This is a genomic window from Halogeometricum rufum (genome assembly GCF_900112175.1).
Taxonomy (GTDB): Archaea; Halobacteriota; Halobacteria; order Halobacteriales; family Haloferacaceae; genus Halogeometricum; species Halogeometricum rufum.
Map to the genome: position 1 here is coordinate 264,471 of NZ_FOYT01000002.1, position 21,307 is coordinate 285,777.

Annotated in this window: 23 protein-coding genes; 12 read left to right on the plus strand and 11 right to left on the minus strand. The window is 66.8% G+C overall.

Annotation, left to right across the window (positions count from 1 at the left end; genetic code table 11):
- Nucleotides 1–63 precede the first annotated feature (63 nt).
- From BM310_RS21990 to BM310_RS10970, 3 genes are all read right to left on the minus strand, one after another.
- A complete protein-coding gene (locus tag BM310_RS21990; RefSeq protein WP_089807630.1) occupies nt 64–279 on the minus strand; it encodes a DUF7835 family putative zinc beta-ribbon protein in 216 nt (71 codons plus the stop codon).
- Between the two features lie 133 nt (nt 280–412).
- A complete protein-coding gene (locus BM310_RS10965; protein ID WP_089807632.1) occupies nt 413–1,519 on the minus strand; it encodes a DoxX family protein in 1,107 nt (368 codons plus the stop codon).
- A 105-nt stretch (nt 1,520–1,624) separates the two neighbouring features.
- Nucleotides 1,625–2,038 (minus strand): archease, encoded by a 414-nt coding sequence (locus BM310_RS10970; RefSeq protein ID WP_089807634.1) that lies wholly within the window; start codon nt 2,036–2,038, stop codon nt 1,625–1,627.
- Between the two features lie 230 nt (nt 2,039–2,268).
- Between BM310_RS10970 and BM310_RS10975 the strand changes: the two genes are divergently transcribed.
- Nucleotides 2,269–2,745 (plus strand): GNAT family N-acetyltransferase, encoded by a 477-nt coding sequence (locus BM310_RS10975; protein WP_089807636.1) that lies wholly within the window; start codon nt 2,269–2,271, stop codon nt 2,743–2,745.
- Nucleotides 2,746–2,761: 16 nt separating this feature from the next.
- Here the strand turns inward: BM310_RS10975 and BM310_RS10980 are convergent, their stop codons facing one another.
- Nucleotides 2,762–3,049 (minus strand): GYD domain-containing protein, encoded by a 288-nt coding sequence (locus BM310_RS10980; RefSeq protein ID WP_089807639.1) that lies wholly within the window; start codon nt 3,047–3,049, stop codon nt 2,762–2,764.
- A gap of 122 nt (nt 3,050–3,171) precedes the next feature.
- Between BM310_RS10980 and BM310_RS10985 the strand changes: the two genes are divergently transcribed.
- Nucleotides 3,172–4,140: a sugar phosphate isomerase/epimerase family protein gene (locus tag BM310_RS10985; RefSeq protein WP_089807641.1), complete on the plus strand. Its 969-nt coding sequence runs from the start codon at nt 3,172–3,174 to the stop codon at nt 4,138–4,140.
- 57 nt (nt 4,141–4,197) lie between these two features.
- A complete protein-coding gene (locus BM310_RS10990) occupies nt 4,198–5,307 on the plus strand; it encodes a Gfo/Idh/MocA family protein (RefSeq protein WP_089807643.1) in 1,110 nt (369 codons plus the stop codon).
- Nucleotides 5,308–5,347: 40 nt separating this feature from the next.
- Here the strand turns inward: BM310_RS10990 and BM310_RS10995 are convergent, their stop codons facing one another.
- The 3 genes from BM310_RS10995 to BM310_RS11005 all read right to left on the minus strand — a co-directional run bounded on the left by BM310_RS10995 (nt 5,348) and on the right by BM310_RS11005 (nt 7,333).
- Nucleotides 5,348–5,734, minus strand: a complete 387-nt coding sequence (locus BM310_RS10995; protein ID WP_089807645.1) for a hypothetical protein — start codon at nt 5,732–5,734, stop codon at nt 5,348–5,350.
- A gap of 381 nt (nt 5,735–6,115) precedes the next feature.
- Entirely contained in the window at nt 6,116–6,970 is an 855-nt protein-coding gene (locus BM310_RS11000; protein WP_089807647.1) for a translation initiation factor eIF-2B, read from the minus strand.
- A gap of 87 nt (nt 6,971–7,057) precedes the next feature.
- Nucleotides 7,058–7,333, minus strand: coding sequence for a DUF5822 domain-containing protein (locus tag BM310_RS11005; RefSeq protein ID WP_089807649.1), 276 nt, complete (start codon nt 7,331–7,333; stop codon nt 7,058–7,060).
- A 218-nt stretch (nt 7,334–7,551) separates the two neighbouring features.
- Here BM310_RS11005 and panB point away from each other — a divergent pair, with 218 nt between their 5' ends.
- Nucleotides 7,552–8,361: a 3-methyl-2-oxobutanoate hydroxymethyltransferase gene (gene panB, locus BM310_RS11010; protein ID WP_089809175.1), complete on the plus strand. Its 810-nt coding sequence runs from the start codon at nt 7,552–7,554 to the stop codon at nt 8,359–8,361.
- Nucleotides 8,362–8,394: 33 nt separating this feature from the next.
- Here the strand turns inward: panB and BM310_RS11015 are convergent, their stop codons facing one another.
- Complete coding sequence (locus BM310_RS11015; RefSeq protein ID WP_089807651.1) at nt 8,395–9,174, minus strand: alpha/beta fold hydrolase; 780 nt, start codon at nt 9,172–9,174, stop codon at nt 8,395–8,397.
- Between the two features lie 187 nt (nt 9,175–9,361).
- Here BM310_RS11015 and BM310_RS11020 point away from each other — a divergent pair, with 187 nt between their 5' ends.
- Both BM310_RS11020 and BM310_RS11025 read left to right on the plus strand, forming a co-directional pair.
- Nucleotides 9,362–9,610, plus strand: a complete 249-nt coding sequence (locus tag BM310_RS11020; protein WP_089807653.1) for an Hsp20/alpha crystallin family protein — start codon at nt 9,362–9,364, stop codon at nt 9,608–9,610.
- Complete coding sequence (locus BM310_RS11025) at nt 9,607–11,871, plus strand: CDC48 family AAA ATPase (protein WP_089807656.1); 2,265 nt, start codon at nt 9,607–9,609, stop codon at nt 11,869–11,871. Before BM310_RS11020 ends, BM310_RS11025 begins: the two co-directional genes overlap by 4 nt.
- 271 nt (nt 11,872–12,142) lie before the next feature.
- Here BM310_RS11025 and bcp read toward each other — a convergent pair whose 3' ends face one another.
- From bcp to priS, 3 genes are all read right to left on the minus strand, one after another.
- Nucleotides 12,143–12,610: a thioredoxin-dependent thiol peroxidase gene (bcp, locus tag BM310_RS11030; protein WP_089807657.1), complete on the minus strand. Its 468-nt coding sequence runs from the start codon at nt 12,608–12,610 to the stop codon at nt 12,143–12,145.
- Between the two features lie 64 nt (nt 12,611–12,674).
- Nucleotides 12,675–13,634, minus strand: a complete 960-nt coding sequence (locus BM310_RS11035; protein ID WP_089807659.1) for a DNA replication complex subunit Gins51 — start codon at nt 13,632–13,634, stop codon at nt 12,675–12,677.
- Complete coding sequence (gene priS, locus BM310_RS11040; RefSeq protein ID WP_089807661.1) at nt 13,631–14,788, minus strand: DNA primase small subunit PriS; 1,158 nt, start codon at nt 14,786–14,788, stop codon at nt 13,631–13,633. The genes BM310_RS11035 and priS overlap by 4 nt, the downstream gene beginning before the upstream one ends.
- A 265-nt stretch (nt 14,789–15,053) precedes the next feature.
- Between priS and BM310_RS11045 the strand changes: the two genes are divergently transcribed.
- From BM310_RS11045 to BM310_RS11070, 6 genes are all read left to right on the plus strand, one after another.
- The gene (locus tag BM310_RS11045; RefSeq protein ID WP_143105147.1) at nt 15,054–16,601 is read left to right on the plus strand and encodes a substrate-binding domain-containing protein; all 1,548 of its coding nucleotides are present in this window, start codon (nt 15,054–15,056) and stop codon (nt 16,599–16,601) included.
- A gap of 124 nt (nt 16,602–16,725) precedes the next feature.
- Nucleotides 16,726–17,676: a carbohydrate ABC transporter permease gene (locus tag BM310_RS11050; protein WP_177232650.1), complete on the plus strand. Its 951-nt coding sequence runs from the start codon at nt 16,726–16,728 to the stop codon at nt 17,674–17,676.
- 1 nt (nt 17,677) lies between these two features.
- Entirely contained in the window at nt 17,678–18,634 is a 957-nt protein-coding gene (locus BM310_RS11055) for a carbohydrate ABC transporter permease (RefSeq protein WP_089807665.1), read from the plus strand.
- A 4-nt stretch (nt 18,635–18,638) separates the two neighbouring features.
- Complete coding sequence (locus BM310_RS11060; RefSeq protein ID WP_089807667.1) at nt 18,639–19,829, plus strand: ABC transporter ATP-binding protein; 1,191 nt, start codon at nt 18,639–18,641, stop codon at nt 19,827–19,829.
- A gap of 56 nt (nt 19,830–19,885) precedes the next feature.
- A complete protein-coding gene (locus BM310_RS11065) occupies nt 19,886–20,089 on the plus strand; it encodes a hypothetical protein (protein ID WP_089807669.1) in 204 nt (67 codons plus the stop codon).
- Nucleotides 20,090–20,162: 73 nt separating this feature from the next.
- The gene (locus BM310_RS11070) at nt 20,163–21,266 is read left to right on the plus strand and encodes a Gfo/Idh/MocA family protein (protein WP_089807671.1); all 1,104 of its coding nucleotides are present in this window, start codon (nt 20,163–20,165) and stop codon (nt 21,264–21,266) included.
- The last annotated feature ends 41 nt before the right edge of the window (nt 21,267–21,307 follow it).

A 21,307-nucleotide genomic window follows, 5' to 3' on the forward strand; every position in this document is an offset into this window, starting at 1 on the left:
AACGGCGAAAAAAGGCCGACGTCTGCGCGGGGCAGACGCTCCCGTCGGCTCGGACGGGGACCGCTACGACACCTGTTCCGTGACCGAACGACCGCAGTCCGAACAGCAGTACACGACGTACGGCTGTCGGGAGAACTTCTCGTTCTCTGCCTGAACGTCCTCTCGGCTCGCGTTCTCTTCGATGCGAATCGACGTTCGGTGTGCCGTCGTCTCGCCACACCGTGCACATCGTCTGACCTCGGCGGTCCTGTGGGTAGTCTCGCCCTGTCGGTCTCTCATTGGGTTGCTCCGTCCCCGCCAGTCGGGGGGTCACCGTCGGCCCTCATATACTCTTCTCAGCATTTCGACAATATATTCCGTCGGAGACGTTCTCGGTCGCTCCCTTCCGGGCCGAAGGCGCTCTCTTCACTTCTCAGTCGGCAGACACGGGCGGGTCTTCGCGGCCCGACTCCGCCGCGGCGTCGCGGAGTCGCGCGTCGACGGAGAACCTGCCGGCGCCCGTAATCAGGAGCGCCGAGACCAGACCGAACAGCGAGACGTGCGCGAGTACCGGGTCGTCCGGGAGGCCGAAGAGGGTGGTCGTGAACAGGAGGAAGGAGACGGCGGCGGCCCCGCGCGTGAACGCGCCGAACAGGAGGGCGACGCCGACGAGAACCTCCGTGAGTCCGGCGCCGACGACCCACAGTTCGGGCGCGACGGGGACGACGCCGGTGAGGTCGTACTTCGCGACGACGGCGAGCGCTTCCCCAGGGTTCATCAGTTTCTGTCCGACGCCGAGGTAGACGAACGAGACGCCGAGACCGACGCGCAGGACGACGGGGACGAGCGAGGTGTACGGCTGGACCCGGCGGACGAACGGGACGGCGACGACGCGATAGAAGGGGTCGATGCGCGAGTAGACGGTGTCGGCGGCGGCGAGACGGGACACGAGGTGGTCGGCGCTCGGCCGCCCGCCGCCGAGGAGGGCGATGGCGAGGAGGCCGGGGACGTACTCGAACGCGAGGAACAGCGCCGGTTCGAAGGCGAGGCCGACGAGGTACGCGAGGAGTCCGGCGGCCGCGACGAGGCGCGTGCCGAAGCCGAACAGGAGGAGGAAGCCGACGCCGATGCCGAACAGGCGGGTGAACGTCGGAACCGTCGTCTGGACGACGGGGCTGAAGAAGTAGCCGGAGAAGCCAGCCCCGACCAGCGGAAGCCCGATGCTCAGACGCAGCAGCCACGGCAGGAGGTCGCGATAGCTGGTCATCGTCTCGCGGAACACGGCCACGTCGCGGCGGGCGGGTCGGAGGCGGAGGTAGAGCGTCGCGCCGGCGGCGACGGCGACGCCGCCGGCCGCGAGGACGGCGAGCGTGAACGGGTCCGACAGCGCCGTCACCAGGAACGCCACGACTTCGACGGGGTCGCTCCCCGGCGTCACGTACTTCACGTGCGCGCTCACCCGTCCCGTCGTGAGGACGATGGCGAGCGTCAGCACCGCTGCGAGCGACCCGACTCGGGCCGCGAACTGGCGTTGCTCCATGTTCGGAGCTTCGACCGACGACGGGTAAGCTCGTCGGAGGAATTCCGGACGCAGCGGCCGTAAAAATGTAGATAACGGACGATACAGACGAATCCGGCCGCCGGTTCAGACGTCGAAGACGACGTACGCCTCCCAGCCGTCGTCGGTCTCCTCGACGCGCATCTCGGAGTACGTGACGGCCTTCACCTCCCGGGCGTCCACGGCGTCGAGGGGGACGCCGCGGGCGGACCCCGAGAGCGTCCACGCGCCGTCGCTTCGGCGTACAGACGCCTCGTTGTCCACCGGGAGTACGGCGCGAACGTCGCGTTCGAAGATGAGTTCGTCGAGGTAGTCGAACAGGAGGGCCTCGACGCTCTCGGCGTCGACGTCGACCGCGAAGCGGTCCCCACCCGCCTCGGGAATCGCGTCGCACCCGGCCGCCGCGAGTCCGTCGGCGACGGCGGCGAACAGCGCATCGAGCGTCGGCGCGGACGCGGCGACGGCCACGTCGGCGGTGTGGTCGCGGAGTTCGAAGCTCATGCCGTGTGGTCTTTGTCGCCGCCGCCCTCTCTCTTCCGGTCGGCGCGCCGGTTCGCCGCCCTCGGTGAGGGCGATGGGGCCGGCGACAGAAGGGGACGACGGCGGGAATGGAGACGGAAAGAGACGGCGCCGCCGCCGGCCACGACGGCCCGACTTCCCGCCCCGACGAACCTTCGTGACTCGCTGACGACGACGGTGGAGTTATATTTGTGACCACTCTACCGGTCGGTGTGAGCGTCAACGTGGAGAAGCGAGTGGACGAACCCGGGTCCGCCGAACACGCCGAGGAGGCGTGGGAACTCAAAGAGCGCATCCGGACGTCCGAGGGCGTGCTGAAGCAGCGACGCGGCTTCTTCATGGACGCCTACCGCCGCGCGACGACGCACCTGTTCTTCGAGGACGACACGCTCATGGGGTTCGCCTCCACGCGACGCGACGGCTACATCCTGTTTCTCGCCGTCGCCCCCGAGGCCCGCGGGAAGGGCTACGGCAAGCGACTCGTCGCCGAAGTCGCCCGCGACCACCGCTCGGTCTCCTGTCACGCCCGGACGACGAACGAGGACGCCCTCTCGTTCTACGAGCACATCGGCTTCGAGATACAGCGCAAGATAGGCAACTACTACGAGGACGGCGGCGACGCCTACTACCTCCGCCTCGGCGAGAAAGCGAGCATCCGCGAGAAGTTCTCCGACCTGTTCCGACGGTAGCGAACGCGAACGCGCCTCAGACGTCGTCGACCAACTCTCCCAGTCGTTCCACCGGAAGCGCCTGGAGCGTCTCCGTGTCGAGTCCGTGACGCTCGATGGTCTGCGTCACGCGGAACGCGGCGTCGTCGTCCTCGACTCGGAAGCGGACGTCGAAGTCGTAGGGACCGAGGACCGCGTGGGTGTCGAGCATCTCGCCGCCGAGTTGCTGGACGTCCTCGCGGACGGTCCCCCAGATGGAGACGAGTTCCTGCGGGTTCTGGTACTCGGCCTCGTCGACGTCGACGTGCGCGATGTACGTCGGCATATTTCCAACTCTGTTCCTGAAGGATAAAAGGCTGTATACCGTTCCGTCGTCGGGAACGCTCCTCGGGGGCGGGCGGAGACGCATCCTCAAGATTTAATCGAACGCCGCCTGTGGCTCCCACTATGTACATCGGCGTACTTACCGTTCCGCTCGGAGGCGAATCGCTCGCCGACGCGCTCTCGTATCTGGACGACATCGGCGTGCAGGGCGTCGAACTCGGCGTCGGCGGCTTCCCCGGCGACGACCACCTCGACCGGACCGCCTACCTCGACGACGAGTCGAAGCAGGAGGAGTTGCACGACCTGTTGGCCGAACACGACATGCAGGTGAGCGCGCTGGCGACGCACAACAACCCGCTGCACCCGGACGACGAGGAGGCCGAGACGGCCGACACCGAACTCCGCGAGGCCATCGAACTCGCCGCGCAGTTGGACGTGAACACGGTCACCTGCTTCTCGGGGCTCCCGGCGGGCGGCCCCGACGACGAGGTGCCGAACTGGATCACCGCGCCGTGGCCGTCCGAACACGCCGACGCCCACGAGTACCAGTGGGAGGTGGCGACGGAGTACTGGTCCGACGTGGCCGAGTTCGCCGACGAGCACGGCGTCGACATCGCCATCGAGATGCACCCGAACATGCTCGTCTACGAGCCGACGGGGATGCTGAAACTGCGCGAGGCGACGAACGAACGGGTCGGCGCGAACTTCGACCCCTCGCACCTCTACTGGCAGGGCATCGAAGTCACGGACGCCATCCGCTTCCTCGGCGAGGAGGACGCCATCCACCACTTCCACGCGAAGGACACGAAGGTGTACGAACCCGAGTCACGCGTCAAGGGCGTCCTCGACACCACGGACTACACCGACGAGGCGAACCGCTCGTGGCTGTTCCGCTCCATCGGCTACGGCCACGGCGAGAGCCACTGGAAGGACGTCGTCTCGACGCTCCGGATGGTCGGCTACGAGGGCGCCCTCTCCATCGAACACGAGGACTCGCTCACCTCCTCGCGCGAGGGACTGGAGAAGGCCGTGGACGTCCTCGGACGCGCCGTCTTCGACACGACGCCCGGCGACGCCTACTGGGCGGAGTAACGCGGCCGTCGAGGCGGACCACGAACCCCTAAGTCGGTCGGCGGAGAACCGCCGCCCATGACGCTCGACGTCGCCGTACTCGGCTACCGGTTCATGGGCAAAGCCCACTCGAACGCGCTGGCGCGTCTCCCGATGTTCTTCCCGGACGCCCCCGACGTGCACCGCCACACGCTCATCGGGCGCGACGAGGAAGCCCTCGCCGACGCCGCCGACGAGTTGGGGTTCGAACACACCGCGACCGACTGGGAGTCCGTCGTCGACGAGGTGGACGCCTTCTACAACCTCGGGCCGAACCACGTCCACTCGGAACCGTCGATAGCCGCGCTGGAAGCCGACACGCCCGTCTTCTGCGAGAAACCGCTCGCGCCGACGCTGGACGAAGCCGAGGAGATGCGCGCCGCCGCCGCCGACTCCGAGGCGATAGCGGGGTGCGCGTTCAACTACCGCTTCGTGCCGGCGATTCGCTACGCGAAGGGGCTCATCGACGACGGCGAACTCGGCGAGATTCGGCACGTCCGCGGGAGTTACATGCAGGACTGGCTGACCGACGCCGACGCGCCGTGGTCGTGGCGCAACGACGAGGAGATGGCCGGAAGCGGCGCGCTGGGTGACCTCGGCGCGCACACCATCGACCTGGCGCGCTTCCTCGTCGGCGACGCCGCCGGCGACTTCGAACGCGTCTCCGGCAACCTCCAGACGTTCGTCGACGAGCGACCGGTCGAGGGCGGCGAGGGGACGCGCCCGGTGACGGTGGACGACGCCTACTCCGCGCAGGCGACGTTCGAGAACGGCGCGATGGGGACGTTCGAGGCGTCGCGCGTCGCCGACGGGCACAAGAACGACCACACCATCCGCATCCACGGCACCGAGGGCAGCCTGAAGTTCTCGCTGGAACGGCTGAACGAACTGGAGTACAAGGCGGCCGACCACCGGGGGTACGAGACGATTCTCGTCACCGACGGCGACGACCCGTACCTCGACCACTGGTGGCCGCCGGGGCACGTCCTCGGCTGGGAGCACACGTTCGTCCACGAGAACTACGAGTTCCTCTCGGCCGTCCGCGACGGCGAGTCGTTCGCCCCGTCGTTCGAGGACGGCTACGCGGTCCAGCGGATTCTGGACGCCGTCGAACGCTCCGACGACGGCGGCGAGTGGGTGTCGCTGTAGGCGGCCGGAACGGCCGAAGCGACTTCGCTCCCGCGGGCGGTCAGCGAACGCAGTCCGTCGCCTTCTGCGCCCACTCGTTCGACCACCGCGAGAGGCGCGGTTCGGGAATCGCCGCCGAGTCGCCGTCGAGGAACACGCCGATGGTGGCGTCGGTGGGCAACGGGACGACGACGGCGACCAGTTCCTCGAAGTAGTGGACCGACCCGCGGAGACTGCCCGGGCCCGACGGCTGTTTCTCGTGACGCCGGACCGACTCCTGACCGATGTAGAACCGTCGAATGAGATGCGCGTGTTCGCGCGCCGCGGCGGGGTCCACGTCGGACCGGAGATAGTGCGGTTGGACCTCCTCGTCCGCGTACTCCACGCACAGACGCAGGTCCTCGTGGAGTTCTGACCGGAGGTGCTCGACCAGATGTGCGATTCCCATAGCGCCCCCGACGGTACCATGCCAAAATAACCCTCGGTCCCGAGTATCAGTCCCGAGAACCGGAACCGTCTGCCCGAACCGACGGGGCGGCGACGTGACCGGCGACGACGGTGCCGAGAATGTGGCTATCGCTGCCGGTAACGGCGGACCGGCGGCGACGACGGCCTCGAGGACGCGACGGACGCCGAACGGTCCGCCGGCGAGGCGCGTGATTCGAGCACGGTCACGTTCGCTATCCGCCGAGACAAAACCGGGTTCGCGCGAGGACCGTCGGACGAGAGAGAGACGATGGCGCGGGCAGCGACGACGCGGGCGGCGGCAACACCGGGAGAACACGTCGCCGCACCCGCCGCGTCCGGCGTCGTCGCACCCGCGGCCGAACTACACGTCGAAGTGGAGGATGCCGTCGTCGGTGATGACCTGGTCGACGAGGGTCATCGGGGTGGCGTCGTAGGCGGGGTTCTCGATGAACACGTCCTCGACGGGTTCGAGCGACACCTCCGCCGAGGAGCGAATCTCGTTCTCGAAGACGAACCCGCCCTCGACCACCTTCGCGCCCGACCCGACGACGGTGACGGGCACGTCCAATTGCGCGGCGGTGGCGGCGATGGGGAACGTGCCGACGCGGTTGTAGAGGGTGTCGCCGACGATGCAGTCCATGCCGACGACCACCCGGTCGCAGTCCTCGAGGAAGATGCCGGCCGCGCCGTCGACCATCAGGTGGGGTTCGACGCGGTCCACGCCCGAGAGCGTCCGCGCCGTCTTCCGACCGAGGTAGCGCGGGCGCGCCTCGGTCACGTAGGCGGTCAGGTGCGTGCCGGCGGCGGCGGCGGCTTCGACGGCCTCCAGCACCGTCGAGGAGTAGTCGTGAGTGAGGAACGTCTCGCCGTCCTCGAACGTCTCCGCGGCGTGGGCGGCCGCCTGCGACTTCCCGTTCTCCACGTCCGCGACGACGCGTTCGATGGTCTCCTCGGTGAGTGCCTTCGCCTCGTCCACCGTGGACGCCTCCCCCACGACGCCCTCCACGACCGCCTCCATCGCGTTGTGGAGCGACGCGTGCGATGGGTTCGCACGCTTCAGCGCGCCGACGTTCCGCTCCAGGTCACGCTCGTACTCCTCGACCGTCGCGTGGTCGCGGTCGAGCAGTTCCGTCAGCGCCCGGGTGGCCTTGACGGCGACGACGGAGGAACTGTGTGTCTGCATCTCCCGTATCTCCTCTATCGTGTCGTCTATCATACCCGCAGGTCACGGAGTCGGGACAAAGAGCTTCCGGGAAGCGTCTCGCGCCGGTTCCGCACCGGGTCCGGCCGGACCGCCGCGCGCTCAGTCGTCCGTCTCGACGCCCGCCTCGGACGAAGTGCCGCCGTCCCCCGCGTCCGTCCGCTTGGCGTAGACGAAGACGGCGACGGCGGTGAGTATCCAGACCACGGCGCCGACGCGGATGGCGAAGGAGGCGCGCGCCGCCCACGTCGGGAGGGTGTAGACGAGCGAGAGCGCGGCGACGGTGGGCGACCCGACGAGGATGGTGACGACGAACGTCGTCTGCATCACCCAGCCGTAGTCGACGCCCTCGGGATTCGTTCGTTCCACGCGTGACACGCCCGAACGTTGGTCGGTAGGGGCTAATGCGTGCCGGTTTTCCGGCGCGCGCCGGCGTCCGGGCGGTCGCCGTGCGGGAGTTCGACGTGCGGGAGTTCGGCGCGCGGGGGTTCGACGTGCGGACGGGCGACCGAGGACCGGCACGACGGGAGAACGACTGCGCCGCGTGGACGGCCGACAACGAGCGATTTAACGCGGTGGGGAGGGCAGCGATTGGTATGACCACGGTACGCGACGTGCGCGAGAAGGCGGGGACGACGCCGATTACGATGCTGACCGCTTACGACGCCACGACCGCGGCGGTGGCCGACGAGGCGGGCATCGACGTGCTCCTCGTCGGCGACAGCATGGGTAACACCGACCTCGGATACGACACGACGCTCCCGGTCACGGTGGACGACGTGGCGTCGCGCACGGCCGCCGTCGCGCGCGGCGCAGACGAGGCCCTCGTCGTCGCCGACATGCCGTTCCTCTCCGTCGGCGTGGAAGAGGCCGAGAGCATCGAGAACTGCGGCCGCATGCTGAAGGAGGCGGACGCGGACGCCGTCAAGTTGGAGTCGGGCGACCACACGGTCGAACTCACCGAACGCCTCGTCCAACTCGGGATTCCCGTCATGGCTCACCTCGGCCTCACCCCCCAGCGGATGAAGGAGACGGGCTACGCCCGGCAGGGGACGACGCGCGACGAGGGCCACCGCATCCTCGACCTGGCGAGAAAGCACGAGGACGCCGGCGCGTTCTGTCTCGTCCTCGAACACGTCCCCGCGAACCTCGCGGCGCAGGTCACGGACGCCGTCTCCGTCCCGACCATCGGCATCGGGGCGGGGCCGGACTGCGACGGGCAGGTGCTGGTGGTGGACGACGTGCTCGGTCTCTCCCCGTCCGCGCCGCCGTTCGCCAAGCAGTACGGCGACCTCCGCGAACAGATGCGGGGCGCGATGGCGGCCTACCGCGAGGAGGTCGAGTCCGGCGCGTTCCCCGCCGAGGAACACAGCCACGTCGCCGACGAACTGGACGACCTGTACTGAGTCCGACCGACTGTTCTCGACGCGGCCCCCCGGCTACTCGGCGACCCGCCGGTCCACGAAGTCCCGAATCGCGCCGTTGAACGCCTCGGGTCGCTCCAGCATCGCGAGGTGGGCGGCGCCCTCCACCTCTCCGAGTTCGCAGTCGGGTATCTCCTCGCAGAGGTACTCGTGGTACGACCGGGGCGTGAGTCGGTCGTGTTCGCCGACGAGGGCGAGCGTCGGGACGGCTATCTCGTCGAGTTCGCCGCGAACGTCGAACGCGTGGCAGGTGCGGAAGTCGCGTTCGGTCACCGCGCGTCCCACGTCGTACATCGCCTCCGCGGAGAACGTCGCGAAGTCGCCCTCGGGGTCGTGAAACAGGCGGTCCGGCTGGTGGAGAAACTCCACGGCGCGCGGGAAGTCGTCGGCCAGCCACGCCAAGAGGTCGTCGAGGACGGCCAGTTTCGCGCCCGTGCCCGCGAGGACGAGTCCCGACACGTCGAGTTCGCGTTCGAGGACGGCCGTGAGCGTTACGGCACCGCCGAGCGAATTTCCGACCAACACGGACGCGTCCACCGCCTCGGCGACGGCGACGACGTCGTCCACGTAGGCCGAACGCGCCTCGTACCCCGGTTCGGCGTCGACGTCGTCGCTCTCGCCGTGCCCGCTCAAGTCGAGCGTGGCGACGGGAAACTCGTCGGCGAGGCGGAACTGCGACTTCCAGACTGTGTGGGACCCACCGCTCCCGTGGACGAACAGGAGCGTCGGTCCCGCCGCGCCGCGGTCGGAGAAACGATACGCCGTCTCGCGGCCGTGGTGTGTGACGGTGTCCATAGCTCACGTTCACGTCGTTCGGTGATAAATCTCACACGGCGGTGCGGACGGTGGCGGGGATGCGTCGGTCGCCGCCGTTCGGTGTGAACCGCAATTCAACCGTTGCAGTCTAGACGCTCCCCCGTACAGCGGTCAACCAGCGATAGATTTAAATACTTAAGTGAATTACCTGTGGTTAGGAAGCATCATGAGTACCCAACAGTTCGTCGGCGGTAACGAGCGATTCCTCCGCCGCTACGAGTACGAAGACAGCTGGGTCGTCGCCGCCGACCTCGATTCGTTCGGCGACGAGGTGGACGTGGACATCGTGGGCACGACCGCCATCGTCGTCACCGAGACGGGCGACAGAGTTACCGAAACGGAATTCGAACTTCCGGGTGAGGACGCATCGGTCACGACGAACAACGGCGTACTCACCATCACCGTCCAGAAATGAAGCTCATCGTCAAACCCCTGAAGCAGAAAGACGCCGGTCGAGGACTCGCAGCTATCGACCGCGACGCCGCCGAAGAACTCGGTCTCGAAGGCGGCGACTACATCCGCATCGAAGGCGACGGCGGCACCGCCATCGCCCGCGTGTGGCCCGGTTACCCCGAAGACCGCGGCACCGGCGTCATCCGTATCGACGGCCGACTCCGCCAGCAGGCGAACGTCGGCATCGACGACCGCGTGCAGGTCGAGCGCGCGGACGTGAAGCCGGCCAAGACCGTCTCCATCGCCCTGCCGCAGAACCTCCGCATCGGCGGCAACGTGGGCACCTACATCCGGGACAAGCTCTCCGGCCAGCCCGTCACCAAAGGGCAGAGCATCCAGCTCCCCCTCGGGTTCGGCTTCATGACCTCCTCGAACCAGTCGGTCCCCGTCAAGATAGCCTCCACGCAGCCGAGCGGAACCGTCGTCATCACCGACTCGACGGACGTCCAGATCAGCCAGAAGCCCGCCGAGGAGATTCAGGGCGGGGCCGAGGGCGACACCGGCGAAGGCCCCTCCGTGACGTACGAGGACATCGGCGGCCTCGACCGCGAGCTAGAGCAGGTCCGGGAGATGATCGAACTCCCGATGCGGCACCCGGAACTGTTCAAGCGCCTCGGCATCGAACCGCCGAAGGGCGTGCTCCTGCACGGCCCGCCGGGCACCGGGAAGACGCTCATCGCGAAGGCCGTCGCCAACGAGATAGACGCCGGCTTCCACACCATCTCCGGCCCGGAGATCATGTCGAAGTACTACGGGGAGTCCGAAGAGCAACTCCGCGAGATATTCGAGGAAGCCGAGGAGGACGCCCCCGCCATCGTCTTCATCGACGAGATAGACTCCATCGCGCCCAAGCGCGGCGAGGCCGGCGGTGACGTGGAACGCCGCGTCGTCGCCCAACTGCTCAGCCTGATGGACGGGCTGGACGAACGCGGCGAAGTCGTCGTCATCGGCGCGACCAACCGCGTGGACGCCATCGACCCCGCGCTCCGCCGCGGCGGTCGGTTCGACCGCGAGATCGAAATCGGCGTCCCGGACCGCGAGGGCCGCAAAGAGATCCTCCAGGTCCACACGCGCAGCATGCCGACCGCCGAGGGCGTCGACCTCGACGAGTACGCGGACATCACCCACGGCTTCGTCGGCGCGGACATCGAGAACCTCGCCAAAGAGGCCGCGATGAACGCGCTCCGGCGCATCCGCCCGCAGTTGGACCTCGAAGAGGAGGAGATCGACACCGACCTCCTCGAGTCGCTGGAGGTCACCGAGGACGACTTCAAGGACGCGCTGAAGGGCATCGAACCCTCCGCGCTCCGCGAGGTGTTCGTCGAAGTCCCCGACGTGACGTGGGAAGACGTGGGCGGACTCGAAGACACCAAGGAGCGACTCCGCGAGACCATCCAGTGGCCGCTGGAGTATCCCGAGGTGTTCGAGCAGATGGACATGCAGTCCGCCAAGGGCGTCATGCTCTACGGCCCGCCGGGCACGGGGAAGACCCTGCTGGCGAAGGCCGTCGCCAACGAGTCCGAGTCCAACTTCATCTCGGTGAAGGGGCCGGAACTGCTCAACAAGTTCGTCGGCGAGTCCGAGAAGGGCGTCCGCGAGATATTCAAGAAGGCTCGCGAGAACGCGCCGACGGTGGTGTTCTTCGACGAGATAGACTCCATCGCGACCGAACGCGGGCGCAACACCGGCGACTCGGGCGTCTCCGAACGCGTCGTCTCGCAACTGCTGACGGAACTCGACGGCCTCGAATCGCTCGAGGACGTCGTCGTCGTCGCCACGACGAACCGGCCGGACCTCATCGACTCGGCGCTGCTCCGCCCGGGCCGTCTGGACAGGCACGTCCACGTGCCGGTGCCCGACGAGGACGCTCGCCGCGCCATCTTCGCGGTCCACACCGAGCACAAACCGCTGGCCGACGACGTCGACCTCGACCAACTCGCGCGCAAGACCGAGGGATACGTCGGCGCCGACATCGAGGCGGTCTGCCGCGAGGCGTCGATGGCCGCCAGTCGGGAGTTCATCCGCAGCGTGAGTCCCGAGGAAGTCGACGAGTCCATCGGCAACGTTCGCGTCACGATGGACCACTTCGAGGCGGCCCTCGAAGAGGTCAACCCCAGCGTCACGCAGGAGACGCGCCGCCGCTACGAGGAGATCGAAGAGCGGTTCCAGAAGAGCGACGTGGAACGCGAACCCGAAGCCGAAGTCGGGCGCACGTTCCAGTGAGCGCACACCGGCGCACGACGCACAGCGCCGACGTGTGACGCGGTTTGCGGCCTTTTTCCCGGCGACTTCGCGACGACGAGCCGAGCGTCGGAATCGCGGCGCGGAACGCCGCCGACCGACGGAGTTATATCACTCTGTTCGGCTATGTAGAGGTACGTTCCTTCCGACGACGCCGCAATCCACCAGTTGAGAGTTTCTTTCATCGGAAACCCGGTGTGCACCGCGGAGTGGCGACGCTGGCCGTCGGGGTGCGGCGAGACCCGACGCCGCCTCAGGCGCCGTGGTCGTCGAGGTCGGTGAGAATCTGCTCGGCGTGGCCCTCGGGCGAGACGTTCTCGTACGCGAACGCGACGGTCCCGTCGGGGGCGACGACGTACGTGTTTCTGAACACGCCGTCGAAGGTGTTTCCGAACATGTTCTTCTCGCCGTAGGAGTCGTACGCCGACGCCACGGCCCCGTCCTCGTCCGAGAGGAGGGGGAACGGCAGGTCGTGTTCGTCCTCGAACGCCTCGAGGTCGGAGATTGGGTCGTCGCTGACGCCGAGGACCGTCACGCCGCGCGCCTCGAACTCGTCGTAGTCGTCGCGGAACTCGCAGGCCTCGGTCGTACACCCGGGCGTGTTCGCGCGGGGGTAGAAGTAGACGACTACGTACTCGCCCTCGAAGTCCGAGAGCGACACCGTCCGTCCGTTCTGGTCCGGTAACTCGAAATCCGGGGCTTCGTCGCCGACGCTGAGCATGGCTCGTGCGTCGCACGGGCGCATGAAAACGTCGCCGGTCGCGGGCCGCCGGGGACGGGAGCGCTCAGTCGAGGCGTTCGGCGGCGCCGCGTTCGACGAGTGGGTCCGCGTTCGTCGTCGGGAGCGTCACCACGTCCTCCGTCTCGAGGTCGTACTCGCGTTCGTCCACGCCGAGAATCTGCCCGACGTCCTGCGTGATTCGGAGCGTGACGCGCTCTGTGTCGTCCGCCGTGCCGGTCGTCCCGTCGTCGGGGCTCTCGCCGTCGGACCCGCCGTCGACGGGCGACTCGCCGCCGGCGACGGCAGTCGCCTCCGTGGTCGGGCGGTCGGCGTCCGACTGGTCGGCCGTCGACGCGGCCGCGTCCGACGCCGACGACTGCTCGCCCGCGCGGTCGTCCGTCGAACCCGTCGCGCCGTCGCCGCCCATCGCGTCGGCGAGGACGTCACCGGGGTCGTCCGCCGGAGCGTCGGGGTCCACGTCCGGCGGCGGCGGTGGCGTGTCGTCGCCCGCAGTCGACGGCGGCGCGTCCGCGGCCGAATCCTCGCGCGGTGTCGCCGCCGTGGACCCCGAGTCGGGGACGTCGGGGTCCGCGTCCGACGCCCCGCCGACGTTCGTCGTCGTCTCGGACCCGGCCCGCTTGCCCGCGAGGACATCGAGGACGGTGTCGCGGTTCTGCTTGATGCGACTCACCAGGTCGTCGAACAGGTCGCGTTCCTCGGCGGTGAGTCCGTTCGTGTCCGCACTCATGTCCGCGGCGGCGAAGGAGGCGAGTTTGACGACTTTGCCGACGCGGCGTTCGTAGATGGCCTCGACCACGTCTTCGGCCGTCTCTATCTCGTCGGTGAGACGACCCACCTCGGGGTCCGAGAACGGGTCGTCCGCGGCGTCGGCGGCGCGTTGCCGTTCGGCCTTCTGCGCCGCGATGTAGTCCGCGACGTCCTCGTAGAACGAGTCGCGGAGATGCTGGAGGCTGTCCTTCTGTCGCTCTGTCCGCCGGACACTCCGTAACTCGTCTAAGTTCATTCTGTCACCTTCTCAGCACGCCCGCGGGCCATCAGAAAGACGCCGAGGCACTCTTCCAGAGACTGGTCACCGTGGCTGAGTGTAAAACTATCGCCGTCGAACTCGACCGGCCCGGGGTCGGTCACGCGCACCTCGATGTCCCGGCCGCGGAAGCGGTCGGGGATGGCGTCTTCGAGCGGTTCGAAGTCCGCCACCTCGTCGCGTTCGAGGGACTTCACGCGGAGCGACGACCCGCCGTGGAGACTGCCGGGCAGGCGGATGAGACGCTTCGTGTCGGTCGTCACCGGTTCGTCGATGGGGGCCGTCTCCGCCGCCGTCGCCTCCCGTGCGAGGGCGTCCACGAGGATGCGCGTGCCGGGGCCGCCCGCCTCGACGTTCCCCTCGCGGAGGGCGTCGAAGTTGTTGTGCACCTGTCCGAGGATGGTCTTCGCGCGCCCCTCGCCGATGCCCTGAAGTTCCTGCAGTCGTTCCAGCGCCGACGCCTCGTCCATCTCGCGCAGGTTCTCCGCGAGTTCGATGAGTCGGTCGTGGACGCGCGCGCCCCACCCGCCCCGCCGCCGGAGGACGCGGCGGGTCGTCCCGCGGTTCGACTCCGTGCCGACGAGGCCCTCGACGTCCAGGTCGATGGCGCGGACGTAGTCGACTATCTCGCGTCGGGCCTCGCTGTCCAGTTCGCGGACGCCCTCGTCGCGGACGTGGACGTGGTAGCCCCGGCCGCCGGAGAAGACCACCTGCGTGTCGGCGAACGCGAAGTCGTCTTCGAGGATGTCGAGGAGGTTCAACAGGTCGTCCTTGCACGCCGCGAGCATGTCGGCGTAGGACGTCGTCTCGGGGTCCACGCCCGGCAGGTGGTCGGCGTCCAGGTCGAACACGAGGTCCGCGGACTGCCAGCCCTTCTCGTCCATCGTCCCCGCCCCGGGGTCGTCGAACCGCGCGGAGGAGAAGTAGACGTGCCGCGGTGCCGTCCGCGACAGGAAGTCCCCGAGGTCGCCGACGTCGAGGAGCGACTGGTGTCGCACCATCGTCGTTCCGCCGGCACTCCACGGGATGTACCCCCACTCGCGTCGCTCCGGGGCGGGCGGCAGGGCGACGTCGGCGCTCCGGTAGTAGTCGCCGAACCGCCCCTCCAGATAGTCCCGTGTTCGCGCCTCCATATCTCTGCGGTGATAACGAAGGCGGGGGTAAAGCCGTTTTGTCTCCGCCGAACCGTCTCCCGCCGATGCGAGAACTCGGCGGACAAGCGTTATACTCGCCGCCCCCGTACTGTGTGACACAGTATCGTCGGGGACCGAGAGTCGAGGAACCAGCGTCTGTAGCGCCTGTTCTTGCGAGTAGTTAGTGACACAAAGATTACTACAACTGCTGTAGTTACTACTACCAAAACTATAAATAATCCTGATTCAAACAATACGGACTGTAATGGTTGATACTGACTCACGTGACGGTAAACGCAAACTCAGCGGCGTCTCGCGGCGTCGCTTCGTGAAAGCGGCGGGTGCGTCCGGTGTTGCTGTCGGTCTGGCGGGCTGTATCAGCAGCAGCGGTGGCAACGGAAACGGCGACGGCGGTGGCGGCGGCTCCGACGACACGGAGACCGGGACGGCGATCGACACCGAGGAAGTGACCGAGGACATCACGATTCAGATCGCCGGCGACTCGCGCATGTCGGACAACATCGACGGCATTCGCGATATTCTCCACAACGAGGGCGGCCTCGCGGACAACATCTCGATCGACATCATCGCCGGGTCGCAGGTGACGAACAACCGGCAGAACCAGTACCAGCAGTGGCTGGGCTCGGGTCGCGAGGAGCCGACGCTCCTCCTCATGGACAGCGGGTGGACGATTCCGTTCATCGCGCGGAACCAGATTCAGAACCTCTCGCAGACGCTGCCGAGCGACATGGTCTCGACCGTCGAGGAGGAGTACTTCCAGGCCAGCGTCGGCACGGCGCAGGGCGAGAACGGGGACCTGTACGCGATTCCGATGTTCCCGGACTTCCCGACGATGCAGTACCGCAAGGACCTTCTCCGGAACGCGGGCTACGGCGACTCGGACTTCGAGAAGTGGGCGACCGAGTCCATGTCGTGGGAGCAGTTCTCCAAGATAACGAAGGAGGCGATGGAGGCCAACTCCGACATCCAGTACGGGTTCACGTTCCAGGCGTCGGCCTACGAGGGCCTGTCGTGCTGTGACTTCAACGAGTTCATGACCTCCTACGGCGGCGCCTACTTCGGCAACCCCGAGGAGAACCTGTTCGGGCCCATCGGCGACCGACCCATCACGGTGGACGAACAGCAGGTCATCGACTCCATCAAGATGGTCCGGACGCTCCTCAACGGCGAGGACGACGAACACGCTCTCGACGGCATCACCGGCAACATCGCCCCCGAGGCGGTGCTCCAGTGGACCGAGGAGCCCTCGCGCAAGCCGTTCACGGGCGGCGACGCCATCATGCACCGCAACTGGCCGTACTCCATCAACATCAACGGCGCCGAAGACGCCTTCGGCGAGGACCTCGGCGTCATGCCGATTCCGTACGGCATCCCGGCCGAGGAAGCCGAGTACCCGATGACTGGCGGCCCCGTCGCCGCACTCGGCGGCTGGCACATGGCGATGAACCCGAGCGCGCCGGACCGGAAGAAGCAGGCCGCGGTGCAGGTGCTCCGCGCCTTCATGCAGCCGGAAGCGGCCCTCGCGAACTTCGGCCTCCAGGGCTGGATTCCGCCGCGTCCGGAACTGCTCGACTCCGACCGCGCGGCCGAAGTCGACGTCATCGGCCGCTACCTGCCGCAGCTGAAGGTGGCCGGCGAGAACGCTATCCCGCGCCCCGTGACGGTCGTCTGGCCGCAGCAGTCCAGCCAGATAGCGTCGGCGGTCAACGCGGCCTACGCGGGCGAGAAAGCCCCCCAACAGGCGATGTCTGATCTGAAATCGACGCTCGAGCAGATCGAGCAGAGCCAATAAGGCTATCGGATAGACATAAGGCAACCGCGAAACGTTATCATTTATCATGGCAACAGAACAAGACTCGGGAGACACAATTCGGGATAGCTCCAGGAGTGGGCCGTACGTCTCCGCGGTCCGGTGGATGGAGTCGCTGACGGAGACTCAGTTCGCGTACTTTTTGCTCGCACCAGCGCTGCTGATTCTGCTGGTGATCGCACTGTACCCGCTCATTCAGACGTTCGGCTACTCGCTGTACGCCGACCAGCTGACGGGTTCGGCGCGGTTGGGTCAGTTCGTCGGCCTGCAGAACTACATCGACCTGTTCACGGGGGCGAGGGACTTCGCGCTGCCGTCGGCGTTCCTGCCGACGTTCACGACGTCGTTCCCGTTCGTGACGGGTATCTACTCCAGCGCGCTGATGGTGACGCTCATCTTCACCTTCGTGAGCGTGCTGTTCGAGACGCTTTTGGGCTTCGTGCAGGCGCTCGTCCTCGACCAGGACTTCCGCGGCCGGCGCTGGGTCCGGGTCGCCATCATCATCCCGTGGGCGGTGCCCATCGTCATCCAGGGGATGATCTGGTACCTGATGTTCCAGCCGAACATCGGCTTCCTCGTCGGTTCCGCGGACGACCCGGCGTTCCTCAACTTGCTGGGGCTCAGTTACACGCCGCTCCGTAACACGGCGGACTCGCTGTTCCTCATCATCGTCGGCGACGTGTGGAAGACGACGGCGTTCATGGCCCTGCTCATCCTCGCGGGACTCCAGAGCATCGACCGCTCGCTGTACGACGTGGCGAAGGTGTCCGGCGCGACCAAGTGGCAGCAGTTCAAGATGATAACGTTCCCGCTCATCCTCCCCACGGTGCTGGTGGCGATGCTGTTCCGCACCATCGGCGCGATGCGCGTGTACGGTATCATCGAGACGATGGCCGGGTGCACGACGGTGCCGTCGCTGTCGTGTCTCGTCGTGACGACGTTCAACAACTCGATGTACGCCACGTCCGCCACGGTGGCGTTCGTGACGGCGGGCCTCATCGGCATCGTCGTCTCCGTGTACATCTCCAAGTTCGCTGACGCGGAGGGAGGATTCTGAGATGGCGACAGAACAGGGTACGTTCGAGAAAGACGGTGACGCAGAGATCAAGCGCGGCCCACTCGAGCGGTGGGTGAGTACGGTCATCAAGAACCCGAAGCGCGCGTACAGAGCGATGTTCTACGTGGCGACGGTGTTCTTCCTCATCACCACGCTGTTCCCGTTCTACTGGCTGCTGGTGCTCTCGCTGACGCCGAACGAGCTTATCTCGAACATGGGGCTGCTGCCGAAGGGGTTCAACCCCGGCGTGTTCGTCACCATGTTCGAGCGGGTGCCGTTCCACCTCTACATGTTCAACAGCTTCGTGCTGGGACTGTCGACGACCATCATCGTGCTGCTGCTGGCGAGCCTGGCGGGCTACGTGTTCGGCCGCCTTCGGTTCCCGGGCCGGAGCCTACTGATGCTCGCCATCCTGGCCATCTCGTACTTCCCGCCGGCGGCGTTCTTCCTGCCGCTGTTCCAACTGTTCACGGGCGGGACGAGCATCGTCCTCGGACCGATAACCGTCTCGTCGCCGGACCTGTTCAACACGCCGGCACCCATGGTGCTACCGTTCAGCGCGCTGTTCATGCCGCTGTCCATCTTCATCCTCACGACCTTCTACGGACAGATTCCGGACGGGTTGGAGGACGCGGCGCGCGTCGAGGGGACGACGCGTCTCGGCGCGTTGTTCCGCGTCATCATCCCACTGTCGGCGCCCGGCGTGGCGACGGCGGGCGTCCTGACGTTCATCAGCGTCTACAACGAGTTCTTCTTCTCGTTCCTGATGAACAACGGCGAGGCGTCCTCGTGGGCGCCCATCGTCGCGGGCATCCTCAAGTATCAGGGGCAATTCGACACCCCGTACAATCTGATGGCGGCGGCGAGCATCGTCGGGGTGCTCCCCGTGGCGATTCTCGTCATCATCGCACAGGAGCGTATCGTGAGCGGACTGACTGCGGGCGCACTCAAGGAGTAAGACAATGGGAGAAGTTACACTGGAAGACGTGACGAAGCGCTACGACGACGTAACGGCCGTCGAAGACATGGACCTCGAGATTCGGGACGGCGAGTTCGTCTGTCTCGTCGGCCCCTCGGGGTGCGGCAAGTCGACGACGATGGAGATGATTGCCGGCCTGACGATGCCCACGGAGGGGCAGGTGTTCATCGGCGGGCGCGAGGTGACGAACCTCCCGCCGAAGGACCGCGGGGTGGCGATGGTGTTCCAGAACATCGCGCTGTTCCCGCACATGGACGTGTACGACAACATCTCGTTCGGACTCCGCCTCCGGAAGTACGACAAGGAGGAGATAGACCGACGCGTCGAGCGCGCCTCCGACATCGTCCAACTGGAGGGCATGCTCGACCGGATGCCCGACGAGATGTCCGGCGGACAGCGTCAGCGCGTCGCCATCGCCCGCGCCATCGTCCGGAACCCGGAGGTGTTCCTGATGGACGAACCGCTGGCGAACCTCGACGCCAAACTCCGCGTCCACATGCGGACCGAACTCCAGCGCCTGCACAAGGAACTGGACACCACCATCGTCTACGTCACGCACGACCAGGCGGAGGCGATGACGATGTCCGACCGCATCGCGGTCATCGACTCGGGGCAACTCCAGCAGATAGACCCGCCGCTGACCTGCTACAACGAGCCCGAGAACCTGTTCGTCGCCGGCTTCATCGGCAGTCCGGCGATGAACTTCGTGGACGGGCGACTGACGGAGACGGGCTTTACGGGCGATAAGGTCGAAGTCGACTTCGACCCCGACGTGGTCGACGCGAGCGTCGGAGACGACGTGACGCTCGGCATCCGCCCGGAGGACGTGTACACGCTGAACGACGCCACGTCGCTCGCCAACCCGACGAAGCAGATTGACGCGGTCACGGACGTGCTGGAGCCGATGGGCGACGAGATATTCGTCTACCTGCTGCTCAGCGAGGACGCCGAGGTGAGCCTCGACGAGGAGGCGCGCGGCGCGATGTCCGACCAACTGCTGATGAGCGTCGACCCCGACTCCGACATCACGGAGGACGAGGACGTGACGGTGGTGCTGGACCGAACGAAGGTCCACCTGTTCGACACCGAGACGGGGCAAGCGCTCATGCACGGACTCGCACCGACGACGACGGCCAGCACCGACAGCAGCACGCCCGCAGAGAGCGACGACTAGCCGCGCGACCGTCGCTCTTGCACCGGACCTAAGTGTCGTCCGCTCCACCCAACGTCATGGTCACCGAATTCGGCTGGTTCTACATCGGCGGGATGACGGTCCTGTTCCTCTTCTGGGCGTACGGTATCGTCTCGTTCGTCCTCGACCTGAAGAACGTCATCATCCCGAAGACGCGGCAGTACATTCGGGGTCGACGCCGGTTGAAAGAGGAGAAGAAGGAGGAGGAAGAACGCGAAGAACGCGAACGCCAACTGTACTGAGAGTGACAGTTCGACGGCGCAGTTCGAGGATGCAACGAGAAACTTAACAACCGCGATAGTAAATCACAGAAGTATGAACGCAGACACGCCACCAAGCGTCGGAATCGTCGGCCTCGGCAACATCGGCCACTACCACGCGGACAGACTCGTCGAACTCGGTGCGACGCTGGGGGGCGGTCTGGACATTCAGCCCGATGCGCGAAGTCGGTTCGGCGACAAGTACGGCGTCGACACGTACGAGGAGAAGGAGGCGATGTTCGAGGCGGTGGACGCCGTCATCATCACGACGCCGAACCGGTTCCACGAGGAGTACGCCGTCGCCGCACTCGACGCCGGCCTGCACGTCCTCCTCGAGAAGCCCCTCGCGCACTCGCTGGAGTCGGCGGAGCGAATCGCCGCGGCGGCGAAGGACGCCGACGGCGTCTGCATGGTCGGCTTCAACAACCGCTTCGGCAACCCGGTCCGCGTCCTGAAGAACTACCAGGCCGAGGGGCGCTTCGGCGACGTCCACCACGTCGAGGCGAACTACGTCCGGCGCCGCGGCATCCCCGGCCGCGGGTCGTGGTTCACCTCGGAGGACGTCGCGGGCGGCGGGTCGGTCATCGACATCGGCGTCCACGCCATCGACCTCTCGCTCTACTTCCTCGACTACCCCGAAGTCGAAGAGGTGTCGGCCATCACGCGCTCGGACTTCGGCAACCGCGACGACTACGCCTACGTCGAGATGTGGGGCGACGACGTCGGCCCCGAGGGGTTCGACGTGGACGACTCCGCCTCCGCGTTCATCCGGTGTGCCGACGGGCGGACCATCTCGCTGGAAGTCGCGTGGGCGGCCAACCGACCGACGAACGACGAGTTCTACGTGCTCGGAACCGACGCCGGCGCGCTGTTCGACCGAGCGAGCCACGACTTGACGTTCTTCGAATCCGGCGTCGGCGGCGGCAACCACCTCACCGACACGGACGTGGAGACGCAGGCCAACGACACGCACAAGTCCGAACAGAAACTGTTCCTCGATGCCGTCCGCACCGGCGAACATCCGGGGCTGAACACCGTCGAGGAGGGCCTGCAGGTCCAACGCGTCATCGACGCCATCTACCGGTCCTCCGAGGAGGGCAACGCCGTCTCGCTGGCGAACGTCTCCGTGGAGGCCGCCGGCGCCTCCTCGGACGACTGACTCGTTCTCTCTCTCTCTCGCCCGCGTCGAGAAAGCCATAA

Bases quoted from the DNA above. Each gene is read 5' to 3' on its own strand.
- BM310_RS11060 (WP_089807667.1), top strand. From the start codon at position 18,639: ATGGGAGAAGTTACACTGGAAGACGTGACGAAGCGCTACGACGACGTA.
- BM310_RS11035 (WP_089807659.1), bottom strand. From the start codon at position 13,634: ATGAACTTAGACGAGTTACGGAGTGTCCGGCGGACAGAGCGACAGAAG.
- BM310_RS10970 (WP_089807634.1), bottom strand. From the start codon at position 2,038: ATGAGCTTCGAACTCCGCGACCACACCGCCGACGTGGCCGTCGCCGCG.
- BM310_RS11065 (WP_089807669.1), top strand. From the start codon at position 19,886: ATGGTCACCGAATTCGGCTGGTTCTACATCGGCGGGATGACGGTCCTG.
- priS (WP_089807661.1), bottom strand. From the start codon at position 14,788: ATGGAGGCGCGAACACGGGACTATCTGGAGGGGCGGTTCGGCGACTAC.
- BM310_RS10995 (WP_089807645.1), bottom strand. From the start codon at position 5,734: ATGGGAATCGCACATCTGGTCGAGCACCTCCGGTCAGAACTCCACGAG.
- BM310_RS10985 (WP_089807641.1), top strand. From the start codon at position 3,172: ATGTACATCGGCGTACTTACCGTTCCGCTCGGAGGCGAATCGCTCGCC.
- BM310_RS11070 (WP_089807671.1), top strand. From the start codon at position 20,163: ATGAACGCAGACACGCCACCAAGCGTCGGAATCGTCGGCCTCGGCAAC.
- BM310_RS10980 (WP_089807639.1), bottom strand. From the start codon at position 3,049: ATGCCGACGTACATCGCGCACGTCGACGTCGACGAGGCCGAGTACCAG.
- panB (WP_089809175.1), top strand. From the start codon at position 7,552: ATGACCACGGTACGCGACGTGCGCGAGAAGGCGGGGACGACGCCGATT.
- BM310_RS11050 (WP_177232650.1), top strand. From the start codon at position 16,726: ATGGAGTCGCTGACGGAGACTCAGTTCGCGTACTTTTTGCTCGCACCA.
- BM310_RS11020 (WP_089807653.1), top strand. From the start codon at position 9,362: ATGAGTACCCAACAGTTCGTCGGCGGTAACGAGCGATTCCTCCGCCGC.
- BM310_RS11025 (WP_089807656.1), top strand. From the start codon at position 9,607: ATGAAGCTCATCGTCAAACCCCTGAAGCAGAAAGACGCCGGTCGAGGA.
- bcp (WP_089807657.1), bottom strand. From the start codon at position 12,610: ATGCTCAGCGTCGGCGACGAAGCCCCGGATTTCGAGTTACCGGACCAG.
- BM310_RS11015 (WP_089807651.1), bottom strand. From the start codon at position 9,174: ATGGACACCGTCACACACCACGGCCGCGAGACGGCGTATCGTTTCTCC.
- BM310_RS21990 (WP_089807630.1), bottom strand. From the start codon at position 279: ATGAGAGACCGACAGGGCGAGACTACCCACAGGACCGCCGAGGTCAGA.
- BM310_RS11055 (WP_089807665.1), top strand. From the start codon at position 17,678: ATGGCGACAGAACAGGGTACGTTCGAGAAAGACGGTGACGCAGAGATC.
- BM310_RS10965 (WP_089807632.1), bottom strand. From the start codon at position 1,519: ATGGAGCAACGCCAGTTCGCGGCCCGAGTCGGGTCGCTCGCAGCGGTG.
- BM310_RS11000 (WP_089807647.1), bottom strand. From the start codon at position 6,970: ATGATAGACGACACGATAGAGGAGATACGGGAGATGCAGACACACAGT.
- BM310_RS10990 (WP_089807643.1), top strand. From the start codon at position 4,198: ATGACGCTCGACGTCGCCGTACTCGGCTACCGGTTCATGGGCAAAGCC.
- BM310_RS11045 (WP_143105147.1), top strand. From the start codon at position 15,054: ATGGTTGATACTGACTCACGTGACGGTAAACGCAAACTCAGCGGCGTC.